Here is a 25,283-nt window from a genome sequence, read left to right on the forward strand (position 1 = left end):
GAATAACCAACGGCAGAAGAGATTACGAGCGGCTCAGAACGCGTCGCGCTTCGTTATAGCGCTTTTTCCAGTACGGCTCATCCATGCTGGAAATCGTCACACCGCTGCTGGTGGAAGCATGAACAAACTGGTTGTTGCCGATGTAGATGCCTACATGACGGCCCGTTGAACCCGCACGGAACAGTACTAAATCACCGGTACGCAGCTGTGAACGGCTAATGGATTTTCCGGAATCCTGCTGCTCAGAAGTCGAACGCGGCAGCTCCAGGCCAAACTGTTCACGGAAAGTACGCTGCACAAAGGCGGAACAATCAATGCCTTTGCGAGTGCTGCCGCCGAGGCGGTAACGCACGCCCTTCCAGCTGGCATATTGATCCATCAAACGGGACTTAACGTCCAGGTTGCGGACCATGGTTTCAAATTCATCCTGAGAGGCTTGCAGTGATGATAAATCGCCACTACCCACAGCAAGCGTCTCAGAATGCATATTTCTGGCGGTACTATTTGAACTACACGCGGAAAGCAGAACCGCAACTGCAATCGCGGGGGCGACCCGCAAGATATATCTCAAAATCGGCTGAGATTTGACCATGCTGTGTGTTATCCCTTGTTGTCCTTAACGACAATGTCGTTATAAAAAATGCCAAACGTGTTAGAGCCTAATTACCTGGTCGCAATGAGACAATTCCGTAAGCATAAAATTGTGGCCTGACGCACAAATTTATTCATTATCTGAATTGATGTTGCTGGAGAGGCAAAACGAGATTGAGGTTACCCGATCGAACGGGGGATGGCGAGCGGTTTTGCGCATTTTCTTATAAGTATTTTTGCGACAAAAAGTGAATCATCGGCAAAGGCCAAAATAGCGGCAGGGATGGGTAAAAAATATGCAATTTACTCATTTTTAACAGGATTAATGTGACAGCAAGATGATAGCGGGTGAGAAAGAGTGAGATGATAAAAAAAGGGACCCAGAACGATCCCTTATGAATGATATTAATTAATTGTAAAGATGACTTTAAATTTTCGTTCTTCCGCCGGGGAGGTAACGTTCAAATAAAGTAATCACTTTATCGCTCAGTGGGGTCATCAACACCCAGGGAGCGCCAATGAGCACGGCCGTTAATGATCCGACGGCAATATCGGTAAACCAGTGCGCGCCGATCATCACCCGCGGGAAAGCGAACACCACAAAGATAACCAGCGCAATAGCGAAGGCGCGACGGCCAAAATAGCGCCACATGAAAGAGGCAAAAATCAGCAGCATCATGCCGTGATCGCCCGGGAAGCTGTCTTTAGACGCATCTTTAGTCGGAAAGGAGATGACATCGCTGACTTTAGTGATATCGGTGAACGAGAGCGAAGGGCTGGCTCGCTTCACCGGCATCAGGTGCTGGGCCAGCTGATTGATAATGACGGCAGCCAGCAGCATCACCAGGCCGATGATAATCACCCGGCGGCGTCCGGCGCTCTGTTCTTTAAACCAGAAGCTCAGCATCAGGCTGCCCATCGCCAGCAGCGAACAGGCGTCAAACGCGCGGTTGTTGATAACCGCCAACAGCCAGGTATAAGCGGTGTTGACGCCGACCAGGTGGTTAAAGAAATAGAAAATCGCCGCGTCCAGCGGAGCCCAGAAACCATGGTTAACCGGAAGATACCATGAACAGAAAAGCGCTATACCTGCCGCGTTTAACAGCAGGATGAGGGGAATTCGATTTTTAATCATAACTATCGCGTGTTGTGTAAAACGACGGCAACCATAGCCGCCCTAAGTTAAACGAATCTTCAACAAAGAGGCCTGAAGAGCATTCCAGTCCGTTTCCGTATCGGCTATCAGCTCAATACGGCTATCGGGCGGGGCAACGTTTTGCGTCTCAATATGCAGATCGAGCTGCTGGCGATTGATACGAACCAGCCCTTCGGCAATACGCATGACGCCTTTAACTCGTCCAACCGGCGCCAGGCGCGCCCATTCAAGCAGAGCGACGGTATCGAAGACGGTTTCAGCGTCAAAAATCCAGCCGCAGGCGTGATAGCCCTGAGCGCTATTGAGGCTACGACGCCAGCGCTGGTGCGCGGGAAGGCTAAGCGCGGCAAGGCCTTTTTTCTGCCCGTGGTCGTGCGCATGCCCGACCCCTGCGGGTAGCGGCGCCAGATTGCGGCGCGGCAAATCAAGCAGCGCCGGGTCGATATTACCTTGGCTAGTGCTGACGCAGCGACGCTCACCGGCGTACGCCTCACGCCAGGCGACAAAAGCGCGCTGGCTCTCTTCCGTCGAGCGGTCGGCTTTATTGCTGACAATAACGTCAGCGGCAGCCAGCTGGTCGCGAAAGTTTTCGTTGCTCACGACTTTTTCGTCCAGCAGCTGACGCGGATCCAGTATGCACAGGGTGGCGCGCAGATCGATCCACGGCGCGTAGACCGGGGCGGTCAGCATATCAAGGATCTGTTTAGGATGGCCTAGTCCGGTGGGTTCTATCAGCAGACGGTCAGGTTTGCCCTGGCGCAGCAGGGTGTTGAGCCCAACCTGCATCGGCAGGCCGTTAACGCAGCACATGCAGCCGCCGGGGATCTCTTTCAGCAGCGCGCCGCTTTCCGCCAGCAGCGCGCCGTCAATGCCCACTTCGCCAAACTCGTTGACCAGTACGGCCCATTTTTCATTTGCGGGCTTATTGGCCAGCAGGTGCAGAATGGAAGTGGTCTTACCGCTGCCGAGAAACCCCGTGATCAAGTTGGTTTTGGTCACTTTTTCTCCAGGATAAATGTAATGTTGTAACAGTTGAGGCTATCCTGACGAAAAAAAGGGGAAAAGAGAAGCGTTAACGCGGACAGAAAGGCGCTCCGTCCGCTTAAAGGCAGAAATTGTTAATCATTCAGCGCGGCGGCGACGGCCTGGCGCGCGCCAAAAGCGGCGAGCTGATGCCACGCGGCGGTGACATCAGCGACGAACTGCGGATTCTGCGGCAGGTCGCGGCCGAAGATCTCCTCAAGCGTAAGCAGCGCCGCTACGCGTTGTCGCTCATCGCTGGTGGCAACGAGGTGGTGTATTTTATCGGCCAGCGGATCGCGAATATCAATGACGGCTCCGGCGTCATCCACGCCGCTAACATAGCGCATCCAGCCAGCGACGCCCAGCGCCAGTAGCGGCCAGCGGCTCTCTTGCGCAAGATGGACGCGAATCCCGTCAAGCATACGTTGCGGCAGCTTCTGGCTACCGTCCATGGCGATTTGCCAGGTGCTGTGCTTCAGCGCCGGGTTGCTGAAGCGTTCGATCAGGCTGTCAGCGTATGCCGACAGATCAACGCCCTGAATGGATAGCGTCGGCGCCTGTTCATCAACCATCAGCCGGTATGCGGCGCTGTGAAAAATCGGATCCTGCATGCAGTCGCTAATATGCGCATGGCCCGCCAGGTAGCCAAGCCAGGCGAGGAACGAGTGGCTACCGTTGAGCATCCGCAGCTTCATCTGCTCCCACGGTAAAACGTCGTCGGTCATCTGAACGCCCGCCGTTTCCCAGTCCGGGCGACCGGCCACGAAGTTATCTTCAATAACCCACTGAATAAAGGGTTCGCAGCTGATGGCGCAGGGATCTTCTACGCCCAACGCGGCGCGAATTTCCGCCAGCGACTCCTCGGTGGCGGCTGGTACGATGCGATCAACCATGGTGCCGGGGAAGCTGACGTGCTCAGCAATCCACTGTGCCAGCTGCGGATCGCGTTTTTCAGCCATGCCCAGCACGGCGTTTTTCACTACATGTCCATTATCAGGGATATTGTCGCAGGAGAGCACGGTAAAGGGTGACAGCCCTCGCTGACGGCGGCGCGCCAGCGCTTCAACCAGTATTCCAGGAACCGATTGCGGCAAAGTCGGGTTTTGCAGATCGTGAATAATACGCGGCTGCGTCATATCCAGCAGGCCGCTGGCGGGGTCGATGCAGTAGCCTTTTTCGGTAATGGTCAGAGAGACAATCGCCACCTGCGGTTCACAAAATTTCTCAATAATAGCGGCGAGCGAATCGAGTTTAGCGTTCAGACATTCATGCACGGCGCCGACAACAATTGGCTGGCTGCCCTCAGCACCTTTTTCCAGCACGGTAAACAGGTGGTTTTGCTGGCGAAGCTGGCTCATCAGCCGATCGCCGCTGAACAGGCTAATCTCACAAATCCCCCAGTCTCCGCCGCTGGCGTTAAGCACCCGATCGGTGAGTAGCGCCTGATGCGCGCGATGAAAAGCGCCAAAGCCGAAATGCACAATACGCGAGCGCAGCTGGCTGCGGTCATAATGAGGGAGCTGTACGCCTTCCGGCAGCGTGGCCGTCGCAATGGTAGTCATTCTTAATACACCTGATTAACCGATAATTAACATCTCTAGTGTAAAGTTATATGACAGCAAATTAAATTGGTGAGCCTTGTTTATCCGCTTAGTGTGAGCTTGATCAAGCAATCGAGCACTGTTTAGCGAAGATCCTGCTAACAGGGGCGGGAAATTAGCGATAATTTCGCCGCTATTGGTATGACAACTTTGGGTGGCTTTGTAGGGGATAGCCTGGCGATGATGAAGGGCCAACAGCCGTATGGCGCGCATTAAGAAGCAAAAAGACAGCCATTGACTGTCTTTTGCATTTTGCACTGACTTTAAAGGCTGGATTTAGTCCGCGCGGCCCATGTAGCGGCTCTCTTCGATATGAATACGAATGCGCTCGCCCGCGCTGAGGTATTCCGGCACCTGAACGACCAGGCCGGTGCTGAGGGTAGCCGGTTTGTTGCGGGCGCTGGCGGATGCGCCTTTGATGCCCGGCGCCGTCTCAATAATTTCCAGATCCACGGTCTGCGGCAGTTCCAGCGCCAGCAGTTGGCCGTCCCAGGTCAGAACCTGCATGTCAGGCATGCCGCCTTCCGGCATAAACAGCAGCTCTTCTTCGATTTGCTCTTTGGTGAAGATATACGGGGTGTAATCTTCTTTATCCATAAAGACATATTCATTGCCATCGATATAGGAGAAGTCAACGAAGCGGCGGGTCAGGGTAACGGTATCGACAATGTCGTCGCCTTTGAAGCGCTCTTCCACTTTCAGGCCGGTGCGCACATCGGAGAAACGCATTTTGTACAGCGTCGCTGCGCCGCGGGCGCTCGGTGACTGAATATCAATATTTTTAACAATCAGCAGTTTGCCGTTGTAATTCAGCACCATACCTTTCTTAATTTCATTCGCTCTTGGCATTGCAGTAATCCTGTCACTTAAAGGGTCGAAAATATCGCGTAAAACTACTCGCGCCGGGCCTTTCAGGCAAGCGGAATTCGTGTGTTTTGCTATCTTCGGGTAAAACGTTTAGGCTGGGCCGCAAAAGCCTATCGGAAGAGTCGATTATGGAATGCCGCCCTGAATGCGGAGCTTGCTGTATCGCTCCTTCTATCTCCAGCCCTATCCCGGGTATGCCGCAGGGCAAACCGGCAAATACCCGCTGTATACAGCTTTCGGACAATAACCTGTGCGCGATTTTTGGCTCGCCGTTGAGGCCCAAAGTGTGCGCCAGCCTGAAGCCGGAAGCGGAGATGTGCGCCACAAATCGCGAAGAAGCCATGATCTGGCTTCTTCATCTTGAGCTGAGCACTTCGTGACGTCGGAAGCCCGCACGGACACCCTTTATACGTCTTTAATGCGCCACAGGCAGGCCTGAGTGGCGAGGCCCATCACCAGCGCAATCCAGAATACGGCGTGATAGCTCCAGACTTCCGCAACGACCCCCGCCAGCGAACCGGCAATAATCCAGCCAACGCGGATAGTATTGGTATAAAGGGTCGTGGCCGCACCGGCCTGGCCTGGCATCAGGTCCTGAAAATAGAGCATACCGATCCCGGCCAGAATGCCGATAAAAATAGCATTCAGCACCTGCAGGGCCAGCAGTAGTGCCGGGGTGTGTACGGTTAGCATGCCGACATAGAACAGCACCCCGGCAACCGCAGAGATCTGCATCAGGAAACGCTTACCGAAACGTTTGGCGTAGTAACCCGCAATCAGCATGGTCGGGATTTCCAGCCCGGCGGCGGTGCCCATCATTAATCCCGCCAGTTTTTCAGGTAAATGCAGCTCATTAATAATGAACAGCGGCATGTTAATGATGTACAGGCTGTTAATTCCCCACATCAGCGTACAGATGATAAACAGCAGCAGCGCGTCGCGGCGGTTGGTGCGCGGCGCTTCAAGATGTCCCGTCACCACCTTCGGCTCTTTGCGCATGCTGGGGAGAAAAAACCAGACTATCGCGCCGCAGACCACGAAGGCAATCGCCGCGCTGAGGTACATCACCGTAAAGCCGAAACCCATCGCCAGCGCGTAGGCCAGCGGCGGGCCGATGACCCATGCCAGCGAAACCTGAGCGCGCAGGATCGAGCTGAACATGACCGCCTCGCGGCCCGTTTTGTCCGCATGTTCGCGGGCGAGGGCAAACATCTGCGGGTTCGCGGTGGAACCAAAGCTGCTGAGGAAAACGCCGACGAAGAGCAAAATAAAGTAGTTACGATTCCACGCGAAGAGCACGCAGGCCAGCACGCCCATCAGGCAGCAGAAGACGATCAGCTGCTTGCGGTCGCCTTTGCGATCTGAGCGCCCGGCGAGAAACTGGCTCACCAGAATGCCGATCACCGCGCTGCCGGTAAAAAAGAAGCCGACCATCGCCGGTCGTACGTGAACTTCGTCAGTCAGGAACAGGCTCAGGGTAGGCGTTTGTAGCGCCCCGGCAATGCCCGTCAGGAAGGCGACGATCAGGAAGGCGGAGGAGGTTAAATCGAACCCGCGTCGTGGCAGGGCGGCGCTACTGTTTTGCATGTCGGCTTTCATCGGTTTCAGGAGTCGCGGAGTTTACGCCGTCAGTCAGATAATGAACAGTACCAGGGCACGAATAAATCAAAAAGACGTTTCAAAATTTTGCTTCAGCAAAATGCTGAAGTTCTGGCGGGTTTGTCATCACCTCGTCAGCAAAAGTGTGCTGTATCTCTAACTTCTGTTATCGGGAGAGTAACTTTTCTTGCGCGCTGACTAATAAAGGTACAGACTTCTTGAAACGTTTCAGCGTCATCGGGAGATTCTCCGGCAGTCAGGTGACGCATTTTTTCTCAAAGTAGCTGAAACGATTCAATTCAGCAGGAGAGGAGAACCATGTTCCAGTTATCTGTGCAGGATATTCATCCCGGTCAGCAGGCCGGTAATAAAGAAGAGGCTATTCGTCAGGTTGCCTCCGCGCTGGTTAGCGCGGGCAATGTGGCTGAAGGGTACATCAACGGGATGCTGGCTCGCGAGCAGCAAACCTCCACTTTCCTTGGCAACGGTATTGCGATTCCGCATGGCACCACCGACACGCGCGATCAGGTGCTGAAAACCGGCGTTCAGGTTTATCAGTTTCCTCAGGGCGTGACCTGGGGCGAAGGGCAGACCGCCTACGTCGCTATCGGTATCGCCGCCAGTTCAGATGAACACCTTGGGCTGCTGCGTCAGCTGACCCATGTGCTGAGCGACGACTCGGTTGCTGAACAGCTAAAGTCCGCCACCACCGCTGAAGAGCTGCGCGCCCTGCTGATGGGTGAAAAGCAGAGCGAAGCGCTGAAGCTGGATAACGAAACGCTGACCCTGGACGTGGCCGCCAGCGATCTGCTGACCCTGCAGGCGCTCAACGCCGCGCGGCTGAAAGAAGCGGGCGCCGTCGATGCTTCCTTTGTTAGCCATGTGATTAATGACAACCCGCTGAACCTCGGCCAGGGCATCTGGCTGAACGACAGTCCGGAAGGCAACCTGCGTAGCGCCATTGCGGTGAGCCGCGCGGCCAACGCCTTTATTCGCGATGAGCAGCCGGTTTCCCTGCTGATCACCGTGGCGATGGCCGATGACCAGCCGACGGCGGTCCTTAATCGCCTGAGCAATTTGCTGCTGGACAAAAAAGCTGACCGTTTGCTGAAGTCCGATGGCGCAACGCTGCTGGCGCTGCTGACCAGCGACGATGCGATTGCTGAAGATGTTCTCAGCGCTGAATACGTTATCCGCAACGAGCACGGGCTGCACGCGCGTCCCGGCACGATGCTGGTAAATACCATTAAACAATTTTCCAGCGACATTACGGTCACTAACCTCGATGGTTCGGGCAAGCCGGCAAACGGCCGCAGCCTGATGAAAGTCGTGGCCCTGGGCGTGAAAAAAGGTCACCGCTTGCGCTTCACCGCGCAGGGTGAAGATGCGCAGCAGGCGCTGGATGCGATTGGCGAAGCGATCGCCGCAGGCCTTGGGGAGGGCGCATAAATGAGCAGACGTGTCGCAACGATTACTTTAAACCCGGCCTATGACCTGGTGGGTTTTACCCCGGAAATTGAACGCGGTGAGGTTAACCTTGTTCGCACGACCGGCTTGCACGCCGCAGGGAAGGGGATCAACGTTGCAAAAGTGCTGAAAGATCTCGGTATCGACGTCACCGTGGGCGGTTTTCTCGGTAAAGATAATCAGGATGGCTTTCAGCAACTGTTCAGTGAGCTGGGCATCGCTAACCGTTTTCAGGTCGTTCAGGGCCGTACCCGTATTAACGTCAAGCTGACAGAAAAAGATGGCGAAGTGACCGACTTCAACTTCTCCGGCTTTGAAGTCACGCCGGGTGACTGGGAGCGTTTTGTTAACGACTCCCTGAGCTGGCTGGGCCAGTTCGATATGGTCTGCGTGAGCGGCAGCTTACCTTCCGGCGTAAGTCCGGAAGCGTTCACCGACTGGATGACCCGCTTGCGCAGCCAGTGCCCGTGCATCATTTTTGACAGCAGCCGCGAAGCGCTGGTTGCCGGTCTTAAAGCGGCGCCGTGGCTGGTTAAACCTAACCGTCGTGAGCTGGAAATCTGGGCGGGTCGCAAGTTACCTGAAATGAAGGATGTGATTGAGGCCGCTCATGCGCTGCGCGAGCAGGGGATTGCCCACGTGGTGATCTCCCTTGGCGAAGAAGGCGCCCTGTGGGTTAACGCCTCCGGCGAGTGGATTGCCAAGCCGCCTTCAGTGGAAGTGGTTAGCACCGTTGGCGCGGGCGATTCAATGGTTGGCGGCCTGATTTACGGACTGCTGATGCGTGAGTCCAGCGAGCATACGCTGCGCCTGGCAACGGCCGTCGCCGCGCTGGCGGTGAGTCAGAGCAATGTCGGTATTACCGATCGTACCCAGTTGGCCGCAATGATGGCGCGCGTCGACTTACAACCCTTTAATTAACAGCAGGAGAGGCATAATGAAAACGCTGCTGATTATTGATGCCGGGCTCGGACAGGCCCGCGCCTATATGGCGAAGACCCTGTTAAGCACCGCGGCGCAAAAAGCGCAACTTGAACTGATTGATAACCCAAACGACGCTGAGCTGGCGATTGTGCTGGGCGCGACGCTGCCAGCTGACAGCGCGCTGAACGGCAAAAAGGTTTATCTCGGCGATATTAATCGCGCCGTTGCTCACCCGGAACTATTCCTCGGGGAAGCCAGGAGCCATGCCACGCCATATGCCGCTCCGGCTGCTACAGCTTTACCGGCGGCAACTCATGGTCCGAAACGCATTGTGGCGGTCACTGCCTGCCCGACCGGCGTCGCGCACACCTTTATGGCGGCGGAAGCGATTGAAACCGAAGCCAAAAAACGCGGCTGGTGGGTGAAAGTTGAAACTCGCGGCTCCGTGGGTGCGGGTAATGCCATCACTCCTGAAGAGGTTGAGCAGGCGGATCTGGTGGTTGTCGCGGCTGATATCGAAGTGGATCTGGCGAAATTTGCCGGCAAGCCGATGTATCGCACCACTACCGGTCTGGCGCTGAAGAAAACCGCTCAGGAGCTGGATAAAGCCGTTGTTGAAGCGAAACCATATCAGCCTGCGGGTAAATCCCAGGCCGCGGCAGAAGGCAAAAAAGAGTCCGCGGGCGCCTATCGTCACCTGCTGACTGGCGTATCGTATATGCTGCCGATGGTGGTAGCGGGCGGCCTGTGTATCGCGCTCTCCTTCGCTTTTGGTATCAAAGCCTTTGAAGTAAAAGACACTCTGGCCGCCGCGCTGATGCAAATCGGCGGGGGATCAGCCTTCGCGCTGATGGTACCGGTACTGGCGGGCTTTATTGCCTTCTCCATCGCTGACCGCCCTGGCCTGACGCCAGGTCTTATCGGCGGTATGCTGGCGGTTAGCACCGGATCTGGCTTTATCGGCGGTATTATCGCCGGCTTCCTTGCCGGTTACGTGGCGAAAGCGATCAGTACCAGGCTGAAACTGCCGCAAAGTATGGAAGCGCTGAAACCGATCCTCATCATTCCGCTGGTTTCCAGCCTGATCGTGGGTCTGGCAATGATTTACCTGATTGGTAAACCCGTTGCCGGAATTCTCGAAGGCCTGACCCACTGGCTACAAACTATGGGGACGGCGAACGCGGTTCTGCTCGGTGCAATTCTCGGCGGTATGATGTGTACCGACATGGGCGGCCCGGTGAACAAAGCAGCTTACGCCTTTGGTGTTGGTCTTCTGAGTACCCAAACCTATGCCCCGATGGCGGCCATTATGGCGGCAGGTATGGTTCCACCGCTGGCGCTGGGCCTGGCGACGCTGATTGCGCGTAAAAAGTTTGACAAAGCGCAGCAGGAAGGCGGTAAAGCCGCCCTGGTTCTCGGCCTGTGCTTTATCACCGAAGGAGCAATTCCTTTTGCCGCTCGCGATCCGATGCGCGTCCTGCCTTGCTGTATCGTTGGCGGCGCGGTGACCGGTGCGATGTCCATGTGGGTTGGCGCGAAACTGATGGCGCCGCACGGCGGTCTGTTCGTCCTGCTGATCCCAGGCGCGATTACCCCGGTGCTGGGATATCTGATGGCGATTGTGGTCGGTACGCTGGTCGCAGGCCTTTCCTACGCGGTGCTGAAACGTCCTGAAGTTCAGGTGGAAGAAAAAGTCGCCTGATCGACGGTGTTACACGCAAAAGGGCAGAGTCTTCTCTGCCCTTTTTTTATGCCGTATCCGCCCTCTGCTTAACCCGCCATATGTGCTCTCCTTCGCATTTTTAAGCTGTTTAAAAACCATACTAGCCAAATTTTGTGATTGTCTTCATGTTCATATGAAATCCCTCTGGCGGACCCCTTTACTTTAAAACCAATCCGCTTAACATAAACATATGTTCACATTCAAACATGTGTTTAATGAGAGGGTGCTGAATGGGCGTATGATTATTTACTGATATTCAAACATTCCACTGCCAAAGCGTTTTTGTATGCTGGAGGGTATTTTTATGCCTGAAAATGATTACGTTGTAATTATTGGATCGGCAAATATGGATGTTGCTGGTTATTCCCATGTATCGTTGAACTATGCTGATTCTAACCCCGGAAAAATAAAATACACTCCCGGTGGAGTGGGGCGGAATATTGCGCAGAATATTGCTTTATTGAGTAAACCATCCTGGCTACTGTCGGTTGTCGGAGATGATTTCTATGGCCACTCCCTATTAAAACAAACGGCTCAGTCCGGCGTTCATGTCGATAAATGTCAGATCGTCCACGGCGAGGGGACATCGAGCTATTTATCGCTGCTCGATAATACCGGTGAAATGCTGGTGGCGATTAATGATATGAGTATCACCGAGCATATTACGCCAGCCTTTTTAAGCCAGCACCGGGATTTTATTCGCAGCGCTGCGGTCATCGTCGTTGACTGTAATATCAGCGAATCGGCGCTGGCCTGGTTGATGGGAAATAGCGGCCCGACGCCCATTTTTGTTGACCCGGTCTCTGCCTGGAAGTGCGTGAAAATCAGCCAGCATCTGGGGCGTATCCACACTCTAAAACCGAACCGAATTGAAGCTGAAACGCTGAGCGGAATTGCGCTTTCCGGCACTGATGACGTCACGCGCGTTGCCGACTGGTTTCACCAGCGTGGCCTGCGGCGCCTGGTGCTGAGCATGGGGGGGGACGGGGTTTACTTCAGCGAGAAAGACGGCGAGCGCGGCTGGTCGGCGCCGTTAAAAACCCAGGTAGTCAACGTCACCGGCGCCGGTGACGCCATGATGGCCGGTTTGGCCTGCTGCTGGCTCGACGGCTGTTCATTTTCGCAAGCGGTGAAGTTTGCTCAGGGATGCTCTTCTCTGGCGCTCTCATCGGAATTCACCAATAACCCTGAATTATCTTACGCCAACGTAAAAAAGGTAGTGGAGAACGAACATGTCTGAATTAAATATTTCCTCTGAATTATTACAGGTTTCTGCGGAAGTTCAGCAGGCATTAAAGAATAACCAACCCATAGTCGCGCTGGAGTCGACTATTATTTCTCACGGAATGCCGTTTCCAGAAAATGCGCAGACCGCGCTGGAAGTCGAAGAAACGATTCGCCGTCAGGGAGCGGTGCCGGCAACAATTGCGATTATTCATGGCGTTATGAAAGTTGGCCTGAGCCGCGAAGAAATTGAATTGCTCGGTCGTGAAGGACATAACGTTACCAAAGTCAGTCGCCGTGATTTACCTTTTGTTGTCGCCGCAGGATTAAATGGCGCGACCACCGTGGCTTCTACCATGATTATTGCCGCCATGGCCGGGATAAAAGTCTTCGCGACCGGCGGTATTGGCGGTGTGCACCGCGGAGCAGAGCATACTTTTGATATTTCCGCCGATTTACAGGAGCTGGCCAATACCAATGTTACCGTAGTTTGTGCCGGCGCAAAATCTATTCTCGACCTTGGATTAACCACCGAATATTTAGAAACGTTTGGCGTTCCGCTTATTGGCTATCAAACTTCGGCGCTCCCGGCATTTTTCTGTCGAACCAGTCCGTTTGACGTCAGTATTCGCCTGAATAGCGCTAAAGAAATCGCTAAAGCGATGGCGGTGAAATGGCAGTCGGGCCTGAACGGGGGGATGGTGGTGGCGAACCCGATACCGGAACAGTTTGCGATGCCGGAAGCGAAAATCAACGCCGCCATCGATCAGGCGGTGAAGGAAGCGGAAGAGCAGGGTGTGGTGGGTAAGGAGAGTACGCCGTTCCTGCTGGCCCGCGTAGCGGAGCTAACCGGCGGAGATAGCCTGAAATCCAATATTCAGCTGGTCTTCAATAATGCCGTGCTGGCCTGCGAGATTGCCAAAGAGTATCAGCAGATCGCCTGACGACAGTAGCGGGCTGTTTGCGGTTGCCCGCCCCGATATCAAATATACCGAAAGCCTGGCCTGACGCCGGGTTTTCCTCCAGGTAAGGATATCATTATGGACATCATGAGAAGTCTTTTGGGGATGGTGGTATTGCTGGCCATCGCCTTTGCGCTGTCAGTAAATAAAAAACGCATCAGTATCAGAACCGTAGGGGCCGCGCTGCTGCTGCAGATCGTGATTGGCGGAGTGATGCTCTATTTCCCGCCGGGCAAGTGGCTGGTGGAACAGGCGGCGCTCGGGGTACATAAAGTCATGTCCTACAGCGACGCCGGAAGCGCGTTTATTTTTGGATCGCTTGTCGGTCCGAAAATGGATGTGCTGTTTGACGGCGCGGGTTTTATCTTCGCCTTCCGCGTGCTGCCCGCCATCATTTTTGTCACCGCGCTGATAAGCCTGCTTTACTACCTCGGCGTGATGGGGCTGCTGATCCGGATTCTCGGCGGTATCTTCCAGAAAGCGCTGAATATCAGCAAGATTGAGTCCTTTGTCGCCGTGACCACCATCTTTCTTGGCCAAAATGAGATCCCGGCGATCGTCAAACCCTTTATCGACCGTCTCAACCGCAATGAGCTGTTTACCGCCATTTGTAGCGGGATGGCGTCGATCGCCGGGTCGATGATGATCGGCTATGCCGGCATGGGCGTACCGATCGATTATCTGCTGGCTGCTTCACTGATGGCTATTCCCGGCGGGATTCTATTTGCTCGTATGCTGAGCCCGGCAACCGAAGCCTCCCGGGTCACTTTCGATAATCTCTCCTTCACCGAGACGCCGCCGAAAAGCATTATCGAGGCGGCAGCATCCGGGGCGATGACAGGGCTGAAAATTGCCGCCGGGGTGGCAACGGTGGTGATGGCGTTTGTGGCGATCATCGCGTTGCTGAACGGTATTATCGGCGGCATTGGCGGCTGGTTTGGCTACGGTCACGCCACGCTGGAGGGTATTTTCGGTTTCCTGCTCGCGCCTCTGGCGTGGATTATGGGCGTTGACTGGAGCGATGCGACGCTGGCGGGAAGCCTGATTGGCCAAAAGCTGGCGATAAACGAATTCGTCGCCTACCTCAACTTTTCGCCTTATCTGCAAACCGGCGGTACCCTGGACGTGAAAACCGTTGCGATTATCTCGTTTGCGCTGTGCGGTTTCGCCAACTTTGGCTCAATAGGTGTGGTTGTCGGGGCATTTTCGGCTATTTCACCACAGCGCGCGCCGGAAATTGCTCAGCTTGGGCTGCGCGCTCTGGCGGCGGCCACGCTCTCTAACCTGATGAGCGCCACCATTGCCGGGTTCTTTATCGGTCTGGCATAAAACAGCGCGCGCACCGCGCCTGCGGTGCGCGATGCTATAGGCTGGGAAGTAAATTGAGCGCGTTATCAACGGATAAAGAAGGGTTGTTGATGCTGTCGCTGGCGCGGGTAATGGCGGTGCAGGCCATGGCGAAAGCGACGCTCTCTTTGAAATCGCTGCCGTCAAGATAGCTATAAAGCAGCCCGGCCATCAGCGCATCGTCGGCGCCAAAGCTGTCTATCGTGGTATGGCCCGGTAGCTTCATCTGAAAACGTTCACCGCCGGCTTCGCTACAGAAAACGGAATCGTCTTCCGAGCAAATTACCACGCGCCGCGTTCCCCTTTCGTGCAGCCAGGCTAACGCGCGATCGCGATCGGCCTCGTTTTCAATGGGTTCTCCCCAGAGGATCTGCAGTTCGCGCAGCGTCGGCTTGAGGGTATGGATCTTTCCCAGCCACGGGCGAATGCGGTGCGCTTTAAACTCCGACACGGTATCAACAAATACCGGAATAGCGTTGGCCAGCGTAAATACCCACTCCAGCAACGGCTCCGTTAAATTACAATCGACCAGGATGACGCCGGCATGGGTCAGCAGATCCCGATATTGATTCAGCAGCTGCGGGGTGAGCGACTGTAAGATATGCGTATCGTTAATCGCCAGCACCGTCTCTTCCTGCGGATTGGCGATGGAGAGATAGGTGGCGGTATTGTGACCGTGCAGGCGGATACAGCTTTGCACGTTAACCCCGGCTTGTCGGGTCTGCTCAAGCAACGTTTCGCCGTAAAAGTCGCTGCCGACGGCGGAAATCAGATGCACATCGCGGCCCAGCAGCGCCAGATTATGCGCGATGTTCCGCGCCACTCCGCCGGCGGAGCACTGGATATTGCCCGGGTTGGAGACCGGTTGGGGATAATGAATATCGGCAATGCCGCGGATATCCATATTCACCGCGCCCAGCGAGACGCAATACTCCTGCTCGGTAAGGATGTAGCCTTTGCCCTTGATAGCCCCCTTACGCGTGAGGTCCATAATATGCGCGGCTACGCGGGAGCGGCTAATCTGCAGAATATCGGCAATCTCATGTTGCTGAATCAGCGGATTGCGCCGCAAAATTTTGAGGATCTGCTTTTCCCTGTCGTTCATATCAGACCACGGCCTCTTCCGTCTGCTGCGCCCGCAGCCAGGCGATCTCTTCCGCCCAGATATCAGGATTGATCGTTTCCAGGATCAGCGGGATACCGTCAAAGCGGCTATCCTGCATTATCCAGCGGAAGGCATCGTGGCCGATATTGCCTTCACCCAGGCTGTGGTGGCGGTCAACGCGGCTGCCGAACGTGCTTTTCGCATCGTTCAGATGCATACCGCGCAGATACTGAAAACCGACAATCCGTTCAAAATCAGCGAAGGTTTTTTCACACTCTTCGGCGCTACGCAGGTCGTAGCCGGCGGCGAAGGCGTGGCAGGTATCAATGCACACGCCGACGCGCGATTTATCTTCCACGCCATCGATGATGGCTGCCAGATGTTCAAACTTAAACCCCAGGTTACTGCCCTGGCCGGCGGTGTTTTCAATGACCGCCGTCACGCCTTCGGTTTTGGCCAGCGCGATGTTAATGGACTCGGCAATGCGCGCCAGGCATTCGTCTTCTGGAATTTGCTGCAGATGACTACCCGGATGAAAATTGAGCAGCGTCAGGCCGAGCTGCTGGCAGCGGGAGAGTTCATCAATAAAGGCATCGCGGGATTTTTCCAGCGCGTCCGCAACCGGATGGCCGAGGTTAATCAGATAGCTGTCGTGCGGCAGAATTTGTCCCGGGCCGAAATGATGCTTCTCGCAGGCGGCTTTAAATTCAGCAATGGTGTCGTCGCTCAAAGGCGCGGCGCGCCACTGGCGCTGGTTTTTGGTGAAGAGGGCAAATGCGGTCGCGCCGATTTCGGCTGCGCGAATGGCGGCATTGGCTACGCCGCCGGAGGCGCTGACGTGCGCTCCAATGTATTTCATAAAAAAACTCCAGTTAAGCCGCTGGGGGGAGGGTAATGATAGCGGCTTAGCCGGAGAGTTACATCATCCTTAATACAACCTGAGTATTGAGGAGGCTCAGGCCATCAGACTGTGGATAGCAAGGTTAATCGCGCCGCCGCCGACAATCAGCCAGACAAAGAGCATCAGCGCCATCAGCAGCGGTTTAGCGCCGGCTTTTTTCAGCGCGCTGACGTGGGTGGTCAGGCCGAGGGCAGCCATCGCCATCGCCAGCAGCACGGTATCCAGGGTCACCAGCATATCAACTACCGCTTTCGGCAGCAGGTGGAAGGAGTTAAATACCGCCACCAGAATAAACAGGATCGCAAACCACGGAATGGTGATTTTGCTTTTCTCGCCGCCGTTTGCCGGGGCTAATTGCTTCACGCGAGCGGCAAGGAACAGCAGGAACGGAGCCAGCATCATCACGCGCAGCATTTTTGCAATCACCGCCGCGTTTTCCGCATCCGGACTTACGGCGTGGCCGGCGGCGACAACCTGGGCAACCTCATGCATCGTCGAACCCATATAGATGCCGTAGGCCTCCGGCGTAAACCAGTGCGCCAGGAAAGGATAAACTGCCGGGTACAGGAAGATAGCAATGGTACCGAAAATCACCACCGTGGCCACGGCGACCGTCACTTTGCTGGCTTCCGCTTTGACGACCGGTTCCGTCGCCAGGACCGCTGCCGCGCCGCAAATGCTGCTACCGGCGCCAATCAGCCAACTGGTATGTTTATCGAGGCCGAAAACCTTTTGCCCAAGAAAACAGGCGATAAAAAAGGTGCTGGAAAGCGTCAGCACATCAATCACGATACCGCTGACGCCAACGTCGGCAATCTGAGCGAACGTCAGGCGAAAGCCGTATAGAATGATGCCGAGGCGCAGTAGGTGCTGTTTGGCAAAGAGTACGCCGCCGTCGCAGGGCTGCCAGATTTTCGGGTAAACCGTGTTACCGATGACCATGCCGAACAAAATGGCCAACGTAAGGGCGCTGAAGCCCGCGCCAGCGATTGCCGGAAAACTACCGGCCCACAGCGCTGCGCCGGTGAGCAGGGCGGTCAGCGCCAGTCCAGGTGCAAAGTGCCGCAATGGGCGATGTTTAGTCGGTAAAGTGAGTGCTGTCATAACCTTCTCCTTTGTCTGGGAAAAGCATACGACGCGCTGGTTTAAATATAAAATTGATTATATATTTATAATTAATCGTAATAAGTGGTAAACGAGCGGTTTCGCGGTGTGAGCACGATGTGTATAAGCCTTAGCCGCGAATGCCGGGTCGTCTATAAAGGCAGGAAAAATCATGCATATCACGCTACGGCAGCTGGAAGTTTTTGCTGAAGTTCTGAAAAGCGGGTCGACGACCCAGGCCTCGCAAATGCTGGCGCTGTCGCAGTCGGCGGTCAGCGCCGCGCTGACCGATCTTGAAGGGCAGTTGGGAGTGCAGCTGTTTGACCGCGTCGGGAAAAGGCTGGTGGTCAACGAACACGGCAGGCTGCTCTATCCGCGGGCGCTGGCGCTACTGGAGCGGGCGCTGGAGATAGAGCAGCTGTTTCGCGGCGACAACGGCGCGATTCGCGTCTACGCCAGCAGCACCATCGGCAACTATATCTTGCCGGAGATCATTGCGCGCTATCGACGCGACCTGCCGGATTTACCGCTGGAGCTGAGCGTGGGCAATAGCCAGGACGTGATCAACGCGGTGGCCGATCTGCGGGTGGATATCGGGTTGATTGAAGGTCCCTGCCACGCGGCGGATATTATCGCCGAACCCTGGCTGGAAGATGAACTGGTGGTCTTTGCCGCGCCGGATTCACCGCTGCTGGAAGGGGAGGTGACGCTGCAACGGCTGGCGGAGGCGCCGTGGATTCTACGCGAGCACGGCTCCGGGACCCGGGAAATTGTCGACTATTTATTATTATCGCATCTACCGGCATTTCATCTTGGAATGGAACTGGGTAATTCGGAAGCCATCAAGCACGCGGTGCGCCATGGTCTGGGCATTAGCTGCCTGTCGCGACGCGTGGTTGCGGAGCAGCTTGAAGTGGGATCGCTGGTGGCGCTGAAGATTCCACTGCCGCGCTTAACCCGCACCCTGTGGCGTATTCATCACCGCCAGAAGCATATTTCCAAGGCATTACAGCGTTTCCTGAGCTATTGCGAGATCGCAACCTGATACGCGAGGTTTTGCACCGGCGCCAGCCCGTGTTGAACGCAAATATCCGCTGTTTTCGCGTAATACCATGTTCCCCATGGATAAGGTTCCCAGCAGCGAATATAGCGGTCAGGGCTAAAAAGGGTGAAATGTAAAACCAGAATCAGCGTATTTGCGGTGAGCAGCAATAGCGGCGTCAGGTAAAGGCAAGACCTGACGATGGGGGTTGCAAAAGGTAGCGGCGCAGCCTGGGGGAAAAAGAGTTTTTTATTTCCCTCTATGCTCAATATCAGCAGCGCAGGCCCCAGGCAGACAAAGTTTGCTTTTAAAATATTCTGCGAACAGAAATCCGGCGCCCGTGGCAGCCTGAGTAGCGTGAAATAGTCGCCTGCCAGGTAAAGAGAGCACAAAGCAAGCAGAGGGCAAATCAGCGAAACGCCGACCCAGACCGGCCAGTCATACTGAGGCGGCGGTTGCACTTTGCGCATCAATTGCTCCCTCGCTCATCCGGCGATGGCCTGATAATGGTGTAGCCAAAATGCTGGCACCAGCGGCTATTCCTGACGTACATATACGTGGCCCCATGGCCGCCTTTGCTGATACACACGCCAAACTGTGGGCTTTTATAGTGCTCAATAGTGACGTATTGCAGGACATAAAGGCTGACAGACCACACCGGCCCCATCGCAATAAAGAACAAAAACAGGAGCGTGGCGTAGCGCTCGCCAGGCGTACCGCTGGCGGTGCAGGCGGCAATCAGCGCCATCAGCAGTGCCAGACCGAGGAAGAGGATGCCGGAGAAGAGCGAGTCGGCGCTGTCGACAATATAATCCGGACGGAAGTACCACTCTTCAATAATCTTGATGCTTTGATAGAAGCCAATGATAAAAAGAATGAAGCAAAAGCAAGCTGCGTAGACTCCCTCAGCGAGCGACATGGTGCGGCGTTTGCGCTTGTTCTTGCGTTTCATCGTCGGTTCCTTCCGTGGAATTTCGCGGAAGTTTGCCCGATATCCCTCTGGTTTGTGCATTTATTTGTGCTAATGGCGGATTTGTTCTTTACTAATAATCGGCAGTCGATCATGAAGCTCTCTTATAACTTTGCATTTGTATCGGATGGATCACAGACTCTCTGCTACAATCTCGCCTCGTTTTTTGGATGGATAGCATTTTCACATGGTTTCGGATACTAAAACCACAGAAGCGCCCGGTTTACGTCGTGAACTGAAGGCGCGCCACTTGACCATGATCGCTATTGGCGGTTCCATAGGTACAGGTCTTTTTGTTGCCTCTGGCGCAACGATTTCTCAGGCAGGCCCTGGCGGGGCGCTGCTCTCCTATATTCTCATCGGCCTGATGGTTTATTTCCTGATGACCAGCCTCGGCGAGCTGGCGGCGTTTATGCCGGTCTCCGGCTCTTTTGCTACCTATGGGCAAAATTACGTCGAGGAAGGTTTTGGCTTCGCGCTGGGCTGGAACTACTGGTACAACTGGGCGGTGACCATCGCCGTTGACCTCGTTGCCGCTCAGCTGGTGATGACCTACTGGTTCCCGGACGCGCCCGGCTGGATCTGGAGCGCGCTGTTCCTCGGGATCATGTTCCTGCTGAACTGGATTTCGGTAAAAGGCTTTGGCGAGGCGGAATACTGGTTTTCGCTGATCAAAGTCGCCACCGTCATTATCTTCATTATTGTCGGCGTGATGATGATCTTCGGCATCTTCAAAGGCGCACAGCCTGCGGGCTGGAGCAACTGGGTTGTCGACGATGCGCCGTTCGCGGGCGGCTTTGCGGCGATGATTGGCGTGGCGATGATTGTCGGCTTCTCATTTCAGGGAACCGAGCTTATCGGCATCGCGGCCGGCGAATCGGAAAACCCGGAGAAGAACATCCCGCGCGCGGTGCGTCAGGTGTTCTGGCGTATCCTGCTGTTCTATGTGTTCGCCATCCTGATCATCAGTCTGATTATTCCTTATACCGACCCGAGCCTGCTGCGTAACGACGTGAAAGATATTTCCGTCAGTCCGTTTACGCTGGTATTCCAGCACGCAGGGCTGTTGTCGGCGGCGGCGATTATGAACGCGGTTATTCTGACTGCGGTATTGTCGGCGGGTAACTCCGGGATGTACGCGTCCACCCGCATGCTCTATACCCTGGCCTGCGATGGCAAAGCGCCGCGTATTTTCTCTAAGCTGTCAAAAGGCGGCGTGCCGCGTAATGCGCTGTATGCCACCACGGTGATTGCTGCGCTGTGCTTCCTGAGCTCAATGTTCGGTAACCAGACCGTTTACCTGTGGCTGCTGAACACCTCGGGGATGACTGGCTTTATTGCCTGGCTGGGGATTGCCATCAGCCACTATCGCTTCCGTCGCGGCTACGTTATGCAGGGGAACGATCTGAATAACCTGCCGTACCGTTCAGGCTTCTTCCCGCTGGGGCCGATCTTCGCGTTCGTCCTGTGTCTTATCATTACCCTGGGGCAGAACTACGAAGCGTTCCTCAAAGACACCATCGACTGGGGCGGCGTTGCGGCAACCTATATCGGCATTCCACTGTTCCTGGTCATCTGGTTTGGCTACAAGCTGGCAAAAGGAACGCGCTTTGTGCGCTACAGTGAAATGAAGTTCCCGGATCGCTTCAAAGGCTAAGGTTAGCTTGCTCGGTCAGATAAAACCCTCTCAACGAGAGGGTTTTTTTATGTCTCCAGTTCTTACAAATTGATACAGATCTCCATAATTGTATTGATAATTGTAATCATTATCTTTATCATTTTCGCCAAATTCAGGATGAAGCCAATCCCCGTATCTTGCAGACACTCAAACTGACAAGGGGCGACCAGCCACATCTACTGTAAAAAATTGCGCGCACGCCGCCGTTAGAGCGGTATGCCGACAGTACCTGTGAGCAGCACCTTTTTTGTTTGTTTTGTTGTACACCTCATGGAGATATGGAATGTTCAGGCTAAACCCTTTTGTCCGGGCCGGATTATGTGCGTCCGTCGTATCCTTAGCGTTTCCGGCGCTGGCCGACGTTAATGAAGAGACGCTGGTCGTCACCGCTGCGGCAACTGAACAGAGCGTCAAAGATGCGCCCGCCAGTATTAGCGTTATCACCCAACAGGATCTGCAGCGTAGACCGGTACAAAACCTGAAGGATGTACTGCGGGAAGTGCCGGGCGTGCAGCTCACCAACGAAGGGGATAACCGCAAGGGGGTGAGTATTCGCGGCCTCAGCAGCGGCTATACGCTGATCCTCGTTGATGGCAAACGCGTTAACTCGCGCAACGCCGTTTTCCGCCACAATGATTTTGACCTTAACTGGATCCCGGTTGATGCCATTGAGCGTATCGAAGTCGTGCGCGGGCCGATGTCTTCCCTCTATGGTTCCGACGCCCTCGGCGGCGTAGTGAATATCATCACTAAAAAAGTCGGCCAGCAGTGGACCGGCACCCTCAGCGCGGACACCACCATTCAGGAACACCGCGATCGCGGCGATACGTACAATGGCCAGTTCTTTACCAGCGGCCCGCTGATTGACGGTGTGCTCGGAATGAAGGCCTACGGCAGCCTGGCAAAGCGCGCCAAGGACGATCAGCAGGCTTCCAGCAACGCAGCTGGCGAAACGCCGCGTATTGAAGGCTTCACCAGCCGCGACGGCAATGTCGAATTCGCCTGGACGCCCAATGACAATCAGGACATTACCGCAGGCTACGGTTTTGATCGCCAGGATCGTGATTCCGACTCTCTCGACCGCAACCGCCTTGAACGGCAGAACTACTCCCTGAGCCACAACGGTCGCTGGGATGTCGGCAATAGCGAGCTGAAATTCTACGGCGAGAAAGTGGATAATAAAAATCCCGGACAGGCCGGCACCATCACTTCTGAGAGTAACGCGGTGGATGGCAAATACGTTCTGCCGCTGGGAATGATTAACCAGCTGCTGACCTTCGGCGGCGAATGGCGCCACGATAAGTTGAAGGATCCGGTCAACCTGAGCAGCGGCGGTAAATCCACTTCCGCCAGCCAGTATGCGCTGTTCCTGGAAGATGAATGGCGGATAATCGAACCTCTGGCCTTAACCACCGGCATCCGTATGGACGATCACCAGACCTATGGCGATCACTGGAGCCCGCGTGCTTATCTGGTCTATAACGCTACCGATACCGTGACCGTGAAGGGCGGCTGGGCGACGGCATTTAAAGCGCCATCGCTGCTGCAGCTGAACCCGGACTGGACCACCAACTCCTGCCGCGGTTCGTGCAGCATTATCGGTAACCCGGATCTGAAGCCGGAAACCAGCGAAAGCTTCGAGCTGGGTTTGTACTATCGCGGCGAAGAGGGCTGGCTTGAAGGCGTGGAAGGAAGCGTCACCACCTTCCAGAACAACGTTGACGATATGATCGATATTCTGCGTACCTCCAGCGCCAGCGAAGCGCCGGGCTATCCGAACTTTGTCGGCTGGAAAACGGTGAACGGGAAACGCGTGCCGGTCTTCCGCTACTTCAACGTCAATAAGGCGCGAATCAAAGGGGTAGAAACGGAATTGAAAGTACCGTTTGGCGATGAATGGAAGCTGACGGTGAACTACACCTATAACGATGGTCGCGACCTGAGTAACGGCGGCGATAAACCGCTGCAGACGCTGCCGTTCCATACGGCTAACGGCACACTCGACTGGAAACCGCTGGACGACTGGTCCTTCTACGTCACCGCCAACTATACCGGCGAACAGCGTTCGGTCAGCACGACGGGCAAAACGCCCGGCGGCTACACCATGTTTGATATCGGCGCGGCCTGGAACGTCACCAAAAACGTCAAGCTGCGCTCCGGGGTGCTTAACGTCGGCGATAAGGATCTGAGCCGCGACGACTACAGCTATACAGAAGAAGGTCGCCGCTACTTTATGGCCGTCGATTACCGCTTCTAACCGGGCGATAAAAGAGGGCTGGCAGATTTCCCTGCCAGCCCTCGTTAAAGGCGCTCAGGTGGCTACTTACCGGGGCGAATAATGGCACGAATACTGCCGCAATTATTTCTAATATACCCTAAATAATTCGAGTTGCAGGAAGGCGGCGACGCAGGGAGTCCCCAGGAGCTTACTTAAGTAAGTGACTGGGGTGAGCGAGGAAAGCCAACGCACATGCAACTTGAAGTATGACGGGTATACACACGATGAGCAGACACCAGATCGGGACGTTGGGCGTTACCTTCATGGTTTGTTCTCCTTGCCTTTCGGCGGGTAAGAGACTAACCTGATGTTGTCTAAGCATGCAGATAGCCTCGTGGGTGATTACATTACCTTCGGGGCTTTCTTCTTTCTGCCTCAGCACAACGGTAAAACTCAATCCTGCCCTGAGGCGAAAGCCTCAAGCGCCGCCAAAAATCATACCCCCGACGACGGAAAATACACTATCTCTCTGTATTTATTAGTTTTTATGACTATTGGATGCTGAGGCATTTTGCGTATCAATGCGCCGGGAAGGGGCTTCACGACGCATTGAAGGATCAGGAGAAGAGGTGCCGGGCATGGAAACGCAGGTGGTCCTCAATAAATGAGGCGATAAAGTAGTAGCTGTGATCGTACCCGGGCTGAATACGTAGCGTTAACGGCCAGCTTTTCTGACGCGCGGTTTCCGCCAGCACCGCCGGCTGCAGCTGTTCGGCGAGGAATGCATCGTTATCGCCCTGGTCAATCAGGGTTGGGATCGCATCTGACTCGCTGCTGGCCTGCATTAACGCGCAGCTGTCCCAGGCCTGCCAGTCTGCTTCATTCGCTCCCAGATAGGCGGTAAAGGCTTTTTTGCCCCAGGGAACCTGGGTCGGGTTAACGATAGGCGCAAAGGCGGATACGCTGACGAAGCGGCCCGGATTTTTCAGCGCCATCACCAGCGCACCGTGGCCGCCCATGGAATGCCCGCTGATGGCGCAGCGATCGCTGAGCGTAAACTCGCGGGCAATCAGCTGCGGCAGCTCGTCGCGAAGGTAATCGTACATGCGGAAATGTGCTGACCACGGCGCCTGGGTGGCATTGAGATAAAAGCCCGCGCCTTTGCCCAGATCGTAAGCGCTATCGTCGGCAACGTTATCACCGCGCGGACTGGTGTCCGGCATCACCAGCGCAATGCCGAGCTCGGCGGCGATGCGCTGAGCGCCCGCTTTGGTGGTGAAGTTTTCATCGTTGCAGGTCAGGCCGGAGAGCCAGTAGACAACCGGCGGCGGCGCGTCTGCGGTCTCGGGGGGGAGAAAGATGCTGAAGGTCATTGCGCAGTTCAGCGTGGCGGAGTCGTGCCGCCAGCGTTGCTGCCGACCTTCAAAACAGCGGTGCTCTTCGAGCAGTTCCATGCAGGGCTCCTTAAGTGTCTCAGGCGTAATTTTCCATAATACAGATATTTCATGCGCTGGTGAGTAACTTTCACTTCCTCCTTTTCGGAACGTATTGCATCATTAATGCAACTTTTAACCAACATGCTGACGTTGTCGTCGCGCCGGAATCGCGCTATCGGCGGCGATTGAGTTGGTTGCGGCAAGGTGAGCAGGGCGTTGCGTGACGCATCGTAGTGCGCTGGTCTGGCAGCGTGGAACGAAAGGTGACGCCAATTTCAACAATTATCGATGCGGCTACTGGATTCTGTGCGTCACCTCACGCACAATGAATACAAACTTTGCCCT

The 25,283-nt window shown here is 55.2% G+C and carries 22 protein-coding genes; 10 read left to right on the forward strand and 12 right to left on the reverse strand.

The features are described from left to right. Positions 1-22: 22 nt before the first annotated feature. From mepS to yeiP, 5 genes are all read right to left on the reverse strand, one after another. A complete protein-coding gene (gene mepS / locus KO1_RS00090; RefSeq protein ID WP_004103943.1) occupies positions 23-592 on the reverse strand; it encodes a bifunctional murein DD-endopeptidase/murein LD-carboxypeptidase in 570 nt (189 codons plus the stop codon). A gap of 426 nt (positions 593-1,018) precedes the next feature. Further along, positions 1,019-1,732 carry a phosphatase PAP2 family protein gene (locus tag KO1_RS00095; protein ID WP_024274498.1) on the reverse strand — a complete coding sequence of 238 codons (714 nt, stop codon included), beginning with the start codon at positions 1,730-1,732 and terminating at the stop codon, positions 1,019-1,021. A 36-nt stretch (positions 1,733-1,768) separates the two neighbouring features. Continuing rightward, complete coding sequence (locus KO1_RS00100; RefSeq protein ID WP_023321339.1) at positions 1,769-2,746, reverse strand: CobW family GTP-binding protein; 978 nt, start codon at positions 2,744-2,746, stop codon at positions 1,769-1,771. Between the two features lie 119 nt (positions 2,747-2,865). Continuing rightward, positions 2,866-4,332, reverse strand: coding sequence for a mannitol dehydrogenase family protein (locus tag KO1_RS00105; RefSeq protein WP_064406797.1), 1,467 nt, complete (start codon positions 4,330-4,332; stop codon positions 2,866-2,868). Positions 4,333-4,647: 315 nt separating this feature from the next. Further along, the gene (gene yeiP, locus KO1_RS00110) at positions 4,648-5,220 is read right to left on the reverse strand and encodes an elongation factor P-like protein YeiP (RefSeq protein ID WP_004103935.1); all 573 of its coding nucleotides are present in this window, start codon (positions 5,218-5,220) and stop codon (positions 4,648-4,650) included. 146 nt (positions 5,221-5,366) lie between these two features. On the opposite strand from yeiP, the gene KO1_RS00115 reads away from it, so the two are divergent. Next, positions 5,367-5,618: a YkgJ family cysteine cluster protein gene (locus KO1_RS00115; RefSeq protein ID WP_004103933.1), complete on the forward strand. Its 252-nt coding sequence runs from the start codon at positions 5,367-5,369 to the stop codon at positions 5,616-5,618. A 25-nt stretch (positions 5,619-5,643) separates the two neighbouring features. Here the strand turns inward: KO1_RS00115 and setB are convergent, their stop codons facing one another. After that, entirely contained in the window at positions 5,644-6,825 is a 1,182-nt protein-coding gene (gene setB / locus KO1_RS00120) for a sugar efflux transporter SetB (RefSeq protein ID WP_032704880.1), read from the reverse strand. 330 nt (positions 6,826-7,155) lie between these two features. Here setB and fruB point away from each other — a divergent pair, with 330 nt between their 5' ends. The 6 genes from fruB to KO1_RS00150 all read left to right on the forward strand — a co-directional run bounded on the left by fruB (position 7,156) and on the right by KO1_RS00150 (position 14,466). Then, entirely contained in the window at positions 7,156-8,286 is a 1,131-nt protein-coding gene (gene fruB / locus KO1_RS00125; RefSeq protein ID WP_004114118.1) for a fused PTS fructose transporter subunit IIA/HPr protein, read from the forward strand. After that, complete coding sequence (gene fruK, locus KO1_RS00130; RefSeq protein ID WP_004103928.1) at positions 8,287-9,225, forward strand: 1-phosphofructokinase; 939 nt, start codon at positions 8,287-8,289, stop codon at positions 9,223-9,225. Between the two features lie 16 nt (positions 9,226-9,241). Further along, a complete protein-coding gene (gene fruA / locus KO1_RS00135) occupies positions 9,242-10,930 on the forward strand; it encodes a PTS fructose transporter subunit IIBC (protein WP_004114117.1) in 1,689 nt (562 codons plus the stop codon). Between the two features lie 325 nt (positions 10,931-11,255). Beyond that, entirely contained in the window at positions 11,256-12,191 is a 936-nt protein-coding gene (locus KO1_RS00140) for a pseudouridine kinase (protein ID WP_047721156.1), read from the forward strand. Further along, a complete protein-coding gene (locus KO1_RS00145; RefSeq protein WP_004103922.1) occupies positions 12,184-13,119 on the forward strand; it encodes a pseudouridine-5'-phosphate glycosidase in 936 nt (311 codons plus the stop codon). The genes KO1_RS00140 and KO1_RS00145 overlap by 8 nt, the downstream gene beginning before the upstream one ends. 96 nt (positions 13,120-13,215) lie before the next feature. After that, a complete protein-coding gene (locus KO1_RS00150; RefSeq protein ID WP_004103919.1) occupies positions 13,216-14,466 on the forward strand; it encodes a NupC/NupG family nucleoside CNT transporter in 1,251 nt (416 codons plus the stop codon). Between the two features lie 34 nt (positions 14,467-14,500). On the opposite strand, the gene KO1_RS00155 is transcribed toward KO1_RS00150, so the two are convergent. The 3 genes from KO1_RS00155 to KO1_RS00165 all read right to left on the reverse strand — a co-directional run bounded on the left by KO1_RS00155 (position 14,501) and on the right by KO1_RS00165 (position 17,594). Then, entirely contained in the window at positions 14,501-15,589 is a 1,089-nt protein-coding gene (locus KO1_RS00155) for a sugar kinase (RefSeq protein WP_004103916.1), read from the reverse strand. Between the two features lies 1 nt (position 15,590). Further along, positions 15,591-16,448 carry a deoxyribonuclease IV gene (gene nfo, locus KO1_RS00160; RefSeq protein ID WP_004103914.1) on the reverse strand — a complete coding sequence of 286 codons (858 nt, stop codon included), beginning with the start codon at positions 16,446-16,448 and terminating at the stop codon, positions 15,591-15,593. Between the two features lie 96 nt (positions 16,449-16,544). Beyond that, positions 16,545-17,594, reverse strand: a complete 1,050-nt coding sequence (locus KO1_RS00165; protein ID WP_004103912.1) for a YeiH family protein — start codon at positions 17,592-17,594, stop codon at positions 16,545-16,547. Between the two features lie 172 nt (positions 17,595-17,766). Between KO1_RS00165 and yieE the strand changes: the two genes are divergently transcribed. After that, a complete protein-coding gene (gene yieE, locus KO1_RS00170) occupies positions 17,767-18,639 on the forward strand; it encodes a DNA-binding transcriptional regulator YeiE (protein WP_004103910.1) in 873 nt (290 codons plus the stop codon). Here yieE and KO1_RS00175 read toward each other — a convergent pair. Together KO1_RS00175 and KO1_RS00180 are read right to left on the reverse strand one after the other, a co-directional pair. After that, on the reverse strand, positions 18,618-19,106 hold the full coding sequence (locus tag KO1_RS00175; protein WP_016809573.1) for a hypothetical protein: 489 nt from the start codon (positions 19,104-19,106) through the stop codon (positions 18,618-18,620). The two genes, yieE and KO1_RS00175, sit on opposite strands and share 22 nt — an antisense overlap. Further along, on the reverse strand, positions 19,106-19,588 hold the full coding sequence (locus KO1_RS00180) for a hypothetical protein (RefSeq protein ID WP_047720863.1): 483 nt from the start codon (positions 19,586-19,588) through the stop codon (positions 19,106-19,108). The genes KO1_RS00175 and KO1_RS00180 overlap by 1 nt, the downstream gene beginning before the upstream one ends. 205 nt (positions 19,589-19,793) lie before the next feature. Here KO1_RS00180 and KO1_RS00185 point away from each other — a divergent pair, with 205 nt between their 5' ends. Beyond that, positions 19,794-21,263 carry an amino acid permease gene (locus KO1_RS00185; RefSeq protein ID WP_004103903.1) on the forward strand — a complete coding sequence of 490 codons (1,470 nt, stop codon included), beginning with the start codon at positions 19,794-19,796 and terminating at the stop codon, positions 21,261-21,263. 304 nt (positions 21,264-21,567) lie between these two features. Further along, positions 21,568-23,541 (forward strand): catecholate siderophore receptor CirA, encoded by a 1,974-nt coding sequence (cirA, locus tag KO1_RS00190; RefSeq protein WP_004114107.1) that lies wholly within the window; start codon positions 21,568-21,570, stop codon positions 23,539-23,541. A gap of 578 nt (positions 23,542-24,119) precedes the next feature. Here cirA and fghA read toward each other — a convergent pair. Beyond that, positions 24,120-24,956, reverse strand: a complete 837-nt coding sequence (gene fghA, locus KO1_RS00195) for an S-formylglutathione hydrolase (RefSeq protein ID WP_004103897.1) — start codon at positions 24,954-24,956, stop codon at positions 24,120-24,122. Between the last annotated feature and the right edge of the window lie 327 nt (positions 24,957-25,283).

This window comes from Klebsiella oxytoca NBRC 105695, from assembly GCF_001598695.1.
Classification (GTDB): Bacteria; Pseudomonadota; Gammaproteobacteria; order Enterobacterales; family Enterobacteriaceae; genus Klebsiella; species Klebsiella oxytoca.

What these genes read in the sequence shown, in the direction of transcription:
- mepS (WP_004103943.1), bottom strand. Translation starts at nt 592, where the DNA reads ATGGTCAAATCTCAGCCGATTTTGAGATATATCTTGCGGGTCGCCCCC.
- KO1_RS00105 (WP_064406797.1), bottom strand. Translation starts at nt 4,332, where the DNA reads ATGACTACCATTGCGACGGCCACGCTGCCGGAAGGCGTACAGCTCCCT.
- yeiP (WP_004103935.1), bottom strand. Translation starts at nt 5,220, where the DNA reads ATGCCAAGAGCGAATGAAATTAAGAAAGGTATGGTGCTGAATTACAAC.
- KO1_RS00115 (WP_004103933.1), top strand. Translation starts at nt 5,367, where the DNA reads ATGGAATGCCGCCCTGAATGCGGAGCTTGCTGTATCGCTCCTTCTATC.
- setB (WP_032704880.1), bottom strand. Translation starts at nt 6,825, where the DNA reads ATGCAAAACAGTAGCGCCGCCCTGCCACGACGCGGGTTCGATTTAACC.
- fruB (WP_004114118.1), top strand. Translation starts at nt 7,156, where the DNA reads ATGTTCCAGTTATCTGTGCAGGATATTCATCCCGGTCAGCAGGCCGGT.
- fruK (WP_004103928.1), top strand. Translation starts at nt 8,287, where the DNA reads ATGAGCAGACGTGTCGCAACGATTACTTTAAACCCGGCCTATGACCTG.
- fruA (WP_004114117.1), top strand. Translation starts at nt 9,242, where the DNA reads ATGAAAACGCTGCTGATTATTGATGCCGGGCTCGGACAGGCCCGCGCC.
- KO1_RS00140 (WP_047721156.1), top strand. Translation starts at nt 11,256, where the DNA reads ATGCCTGAAAATGATTACGTTGTAATTATTGGATCGGCAAATATGGAT.
- KO1_RS00145 (WP_004103922.1), top strand. Translation starts at nt 12,184, where the DNA reads ATGTCTGAATTAAATATTTCCTCTGAATTATTACAGGTTTCTGCGGAA.
- KO1_RS00150 (WP_004103919.1), top strand. Translation starts at nt 13,216, where the DNA reads ATGGACATCATGAGAAGTCTTTTGGGGATGGTGGTATTGCTGGCCATC.
- KO1_RS00155 (WP_004103916.1), bottom strand. Translation starts at nt 15,589, where the DNA reads ATGAACGACAGGGAAAAGCAGATCCTCAAAATTTTGCGGCGCAATCCG.
- nfo (WP_004103914.1), bottom strand. Translation starts at nt 16,448, where the DNA reads ATGAAATACATTGGAGCGCACGTCAGCGCCTCCGGCGGCGTAGCCAAT.
- KO1_RS00165 (WP_004103912.1), bottom strand. Translation starts at nt 17,594, where the DNA reads ATGACAGCACTCACTTTACCGACTAAACATCGCCCATTGCGGCACTTT.
- yieE (WP_004103910.1), top strand. Translation starts at nt 17,767, where the DNA reads ATGCATATCACGCTACGGCAGCTGGAAGTTTTTGCTGAAGTTCTGAAA.
- KO1_RS00175 (WP_016809573.1), bottom strand. Translation starts at nt 19,106, where the DNA reads ATGCGCAAAGTGCAACCGCCGCCTCAGTATGACTGGCCGGTCTGGGTC.
- KO1_RS00180 (WP_047720863.1), bottom strand. Translation starts at nt 19,588, where the DNA reads ATGAAACGCAAGAACAAGCGCAAACGCCGCACCATGTCGCTCGCTGAG.
- KO1_RS00185 (WP_004103903.1), top strand. Translation starts at nt 19,794, where the DNA reads ATGGTTTCGGATACTAAAACCACAGAAGCGCCCGGTTTACGTCGTGAA.
- cirA (WP_004114107.1), top strand. Translation starts at nt 21,568, where the DNA reads ATGTTCAGGCTAAACCCTTTTGTCCGGGCCGGATTATGTGCGTCCGTC.
- fghA (WP_004103897.1), bottom strand. Translation starts at nt 24,956, where the DNA reads ATGGAACTGCTCGAAGAGCACCGCTGTTTTGAAGGTCGGCAGCAACGC.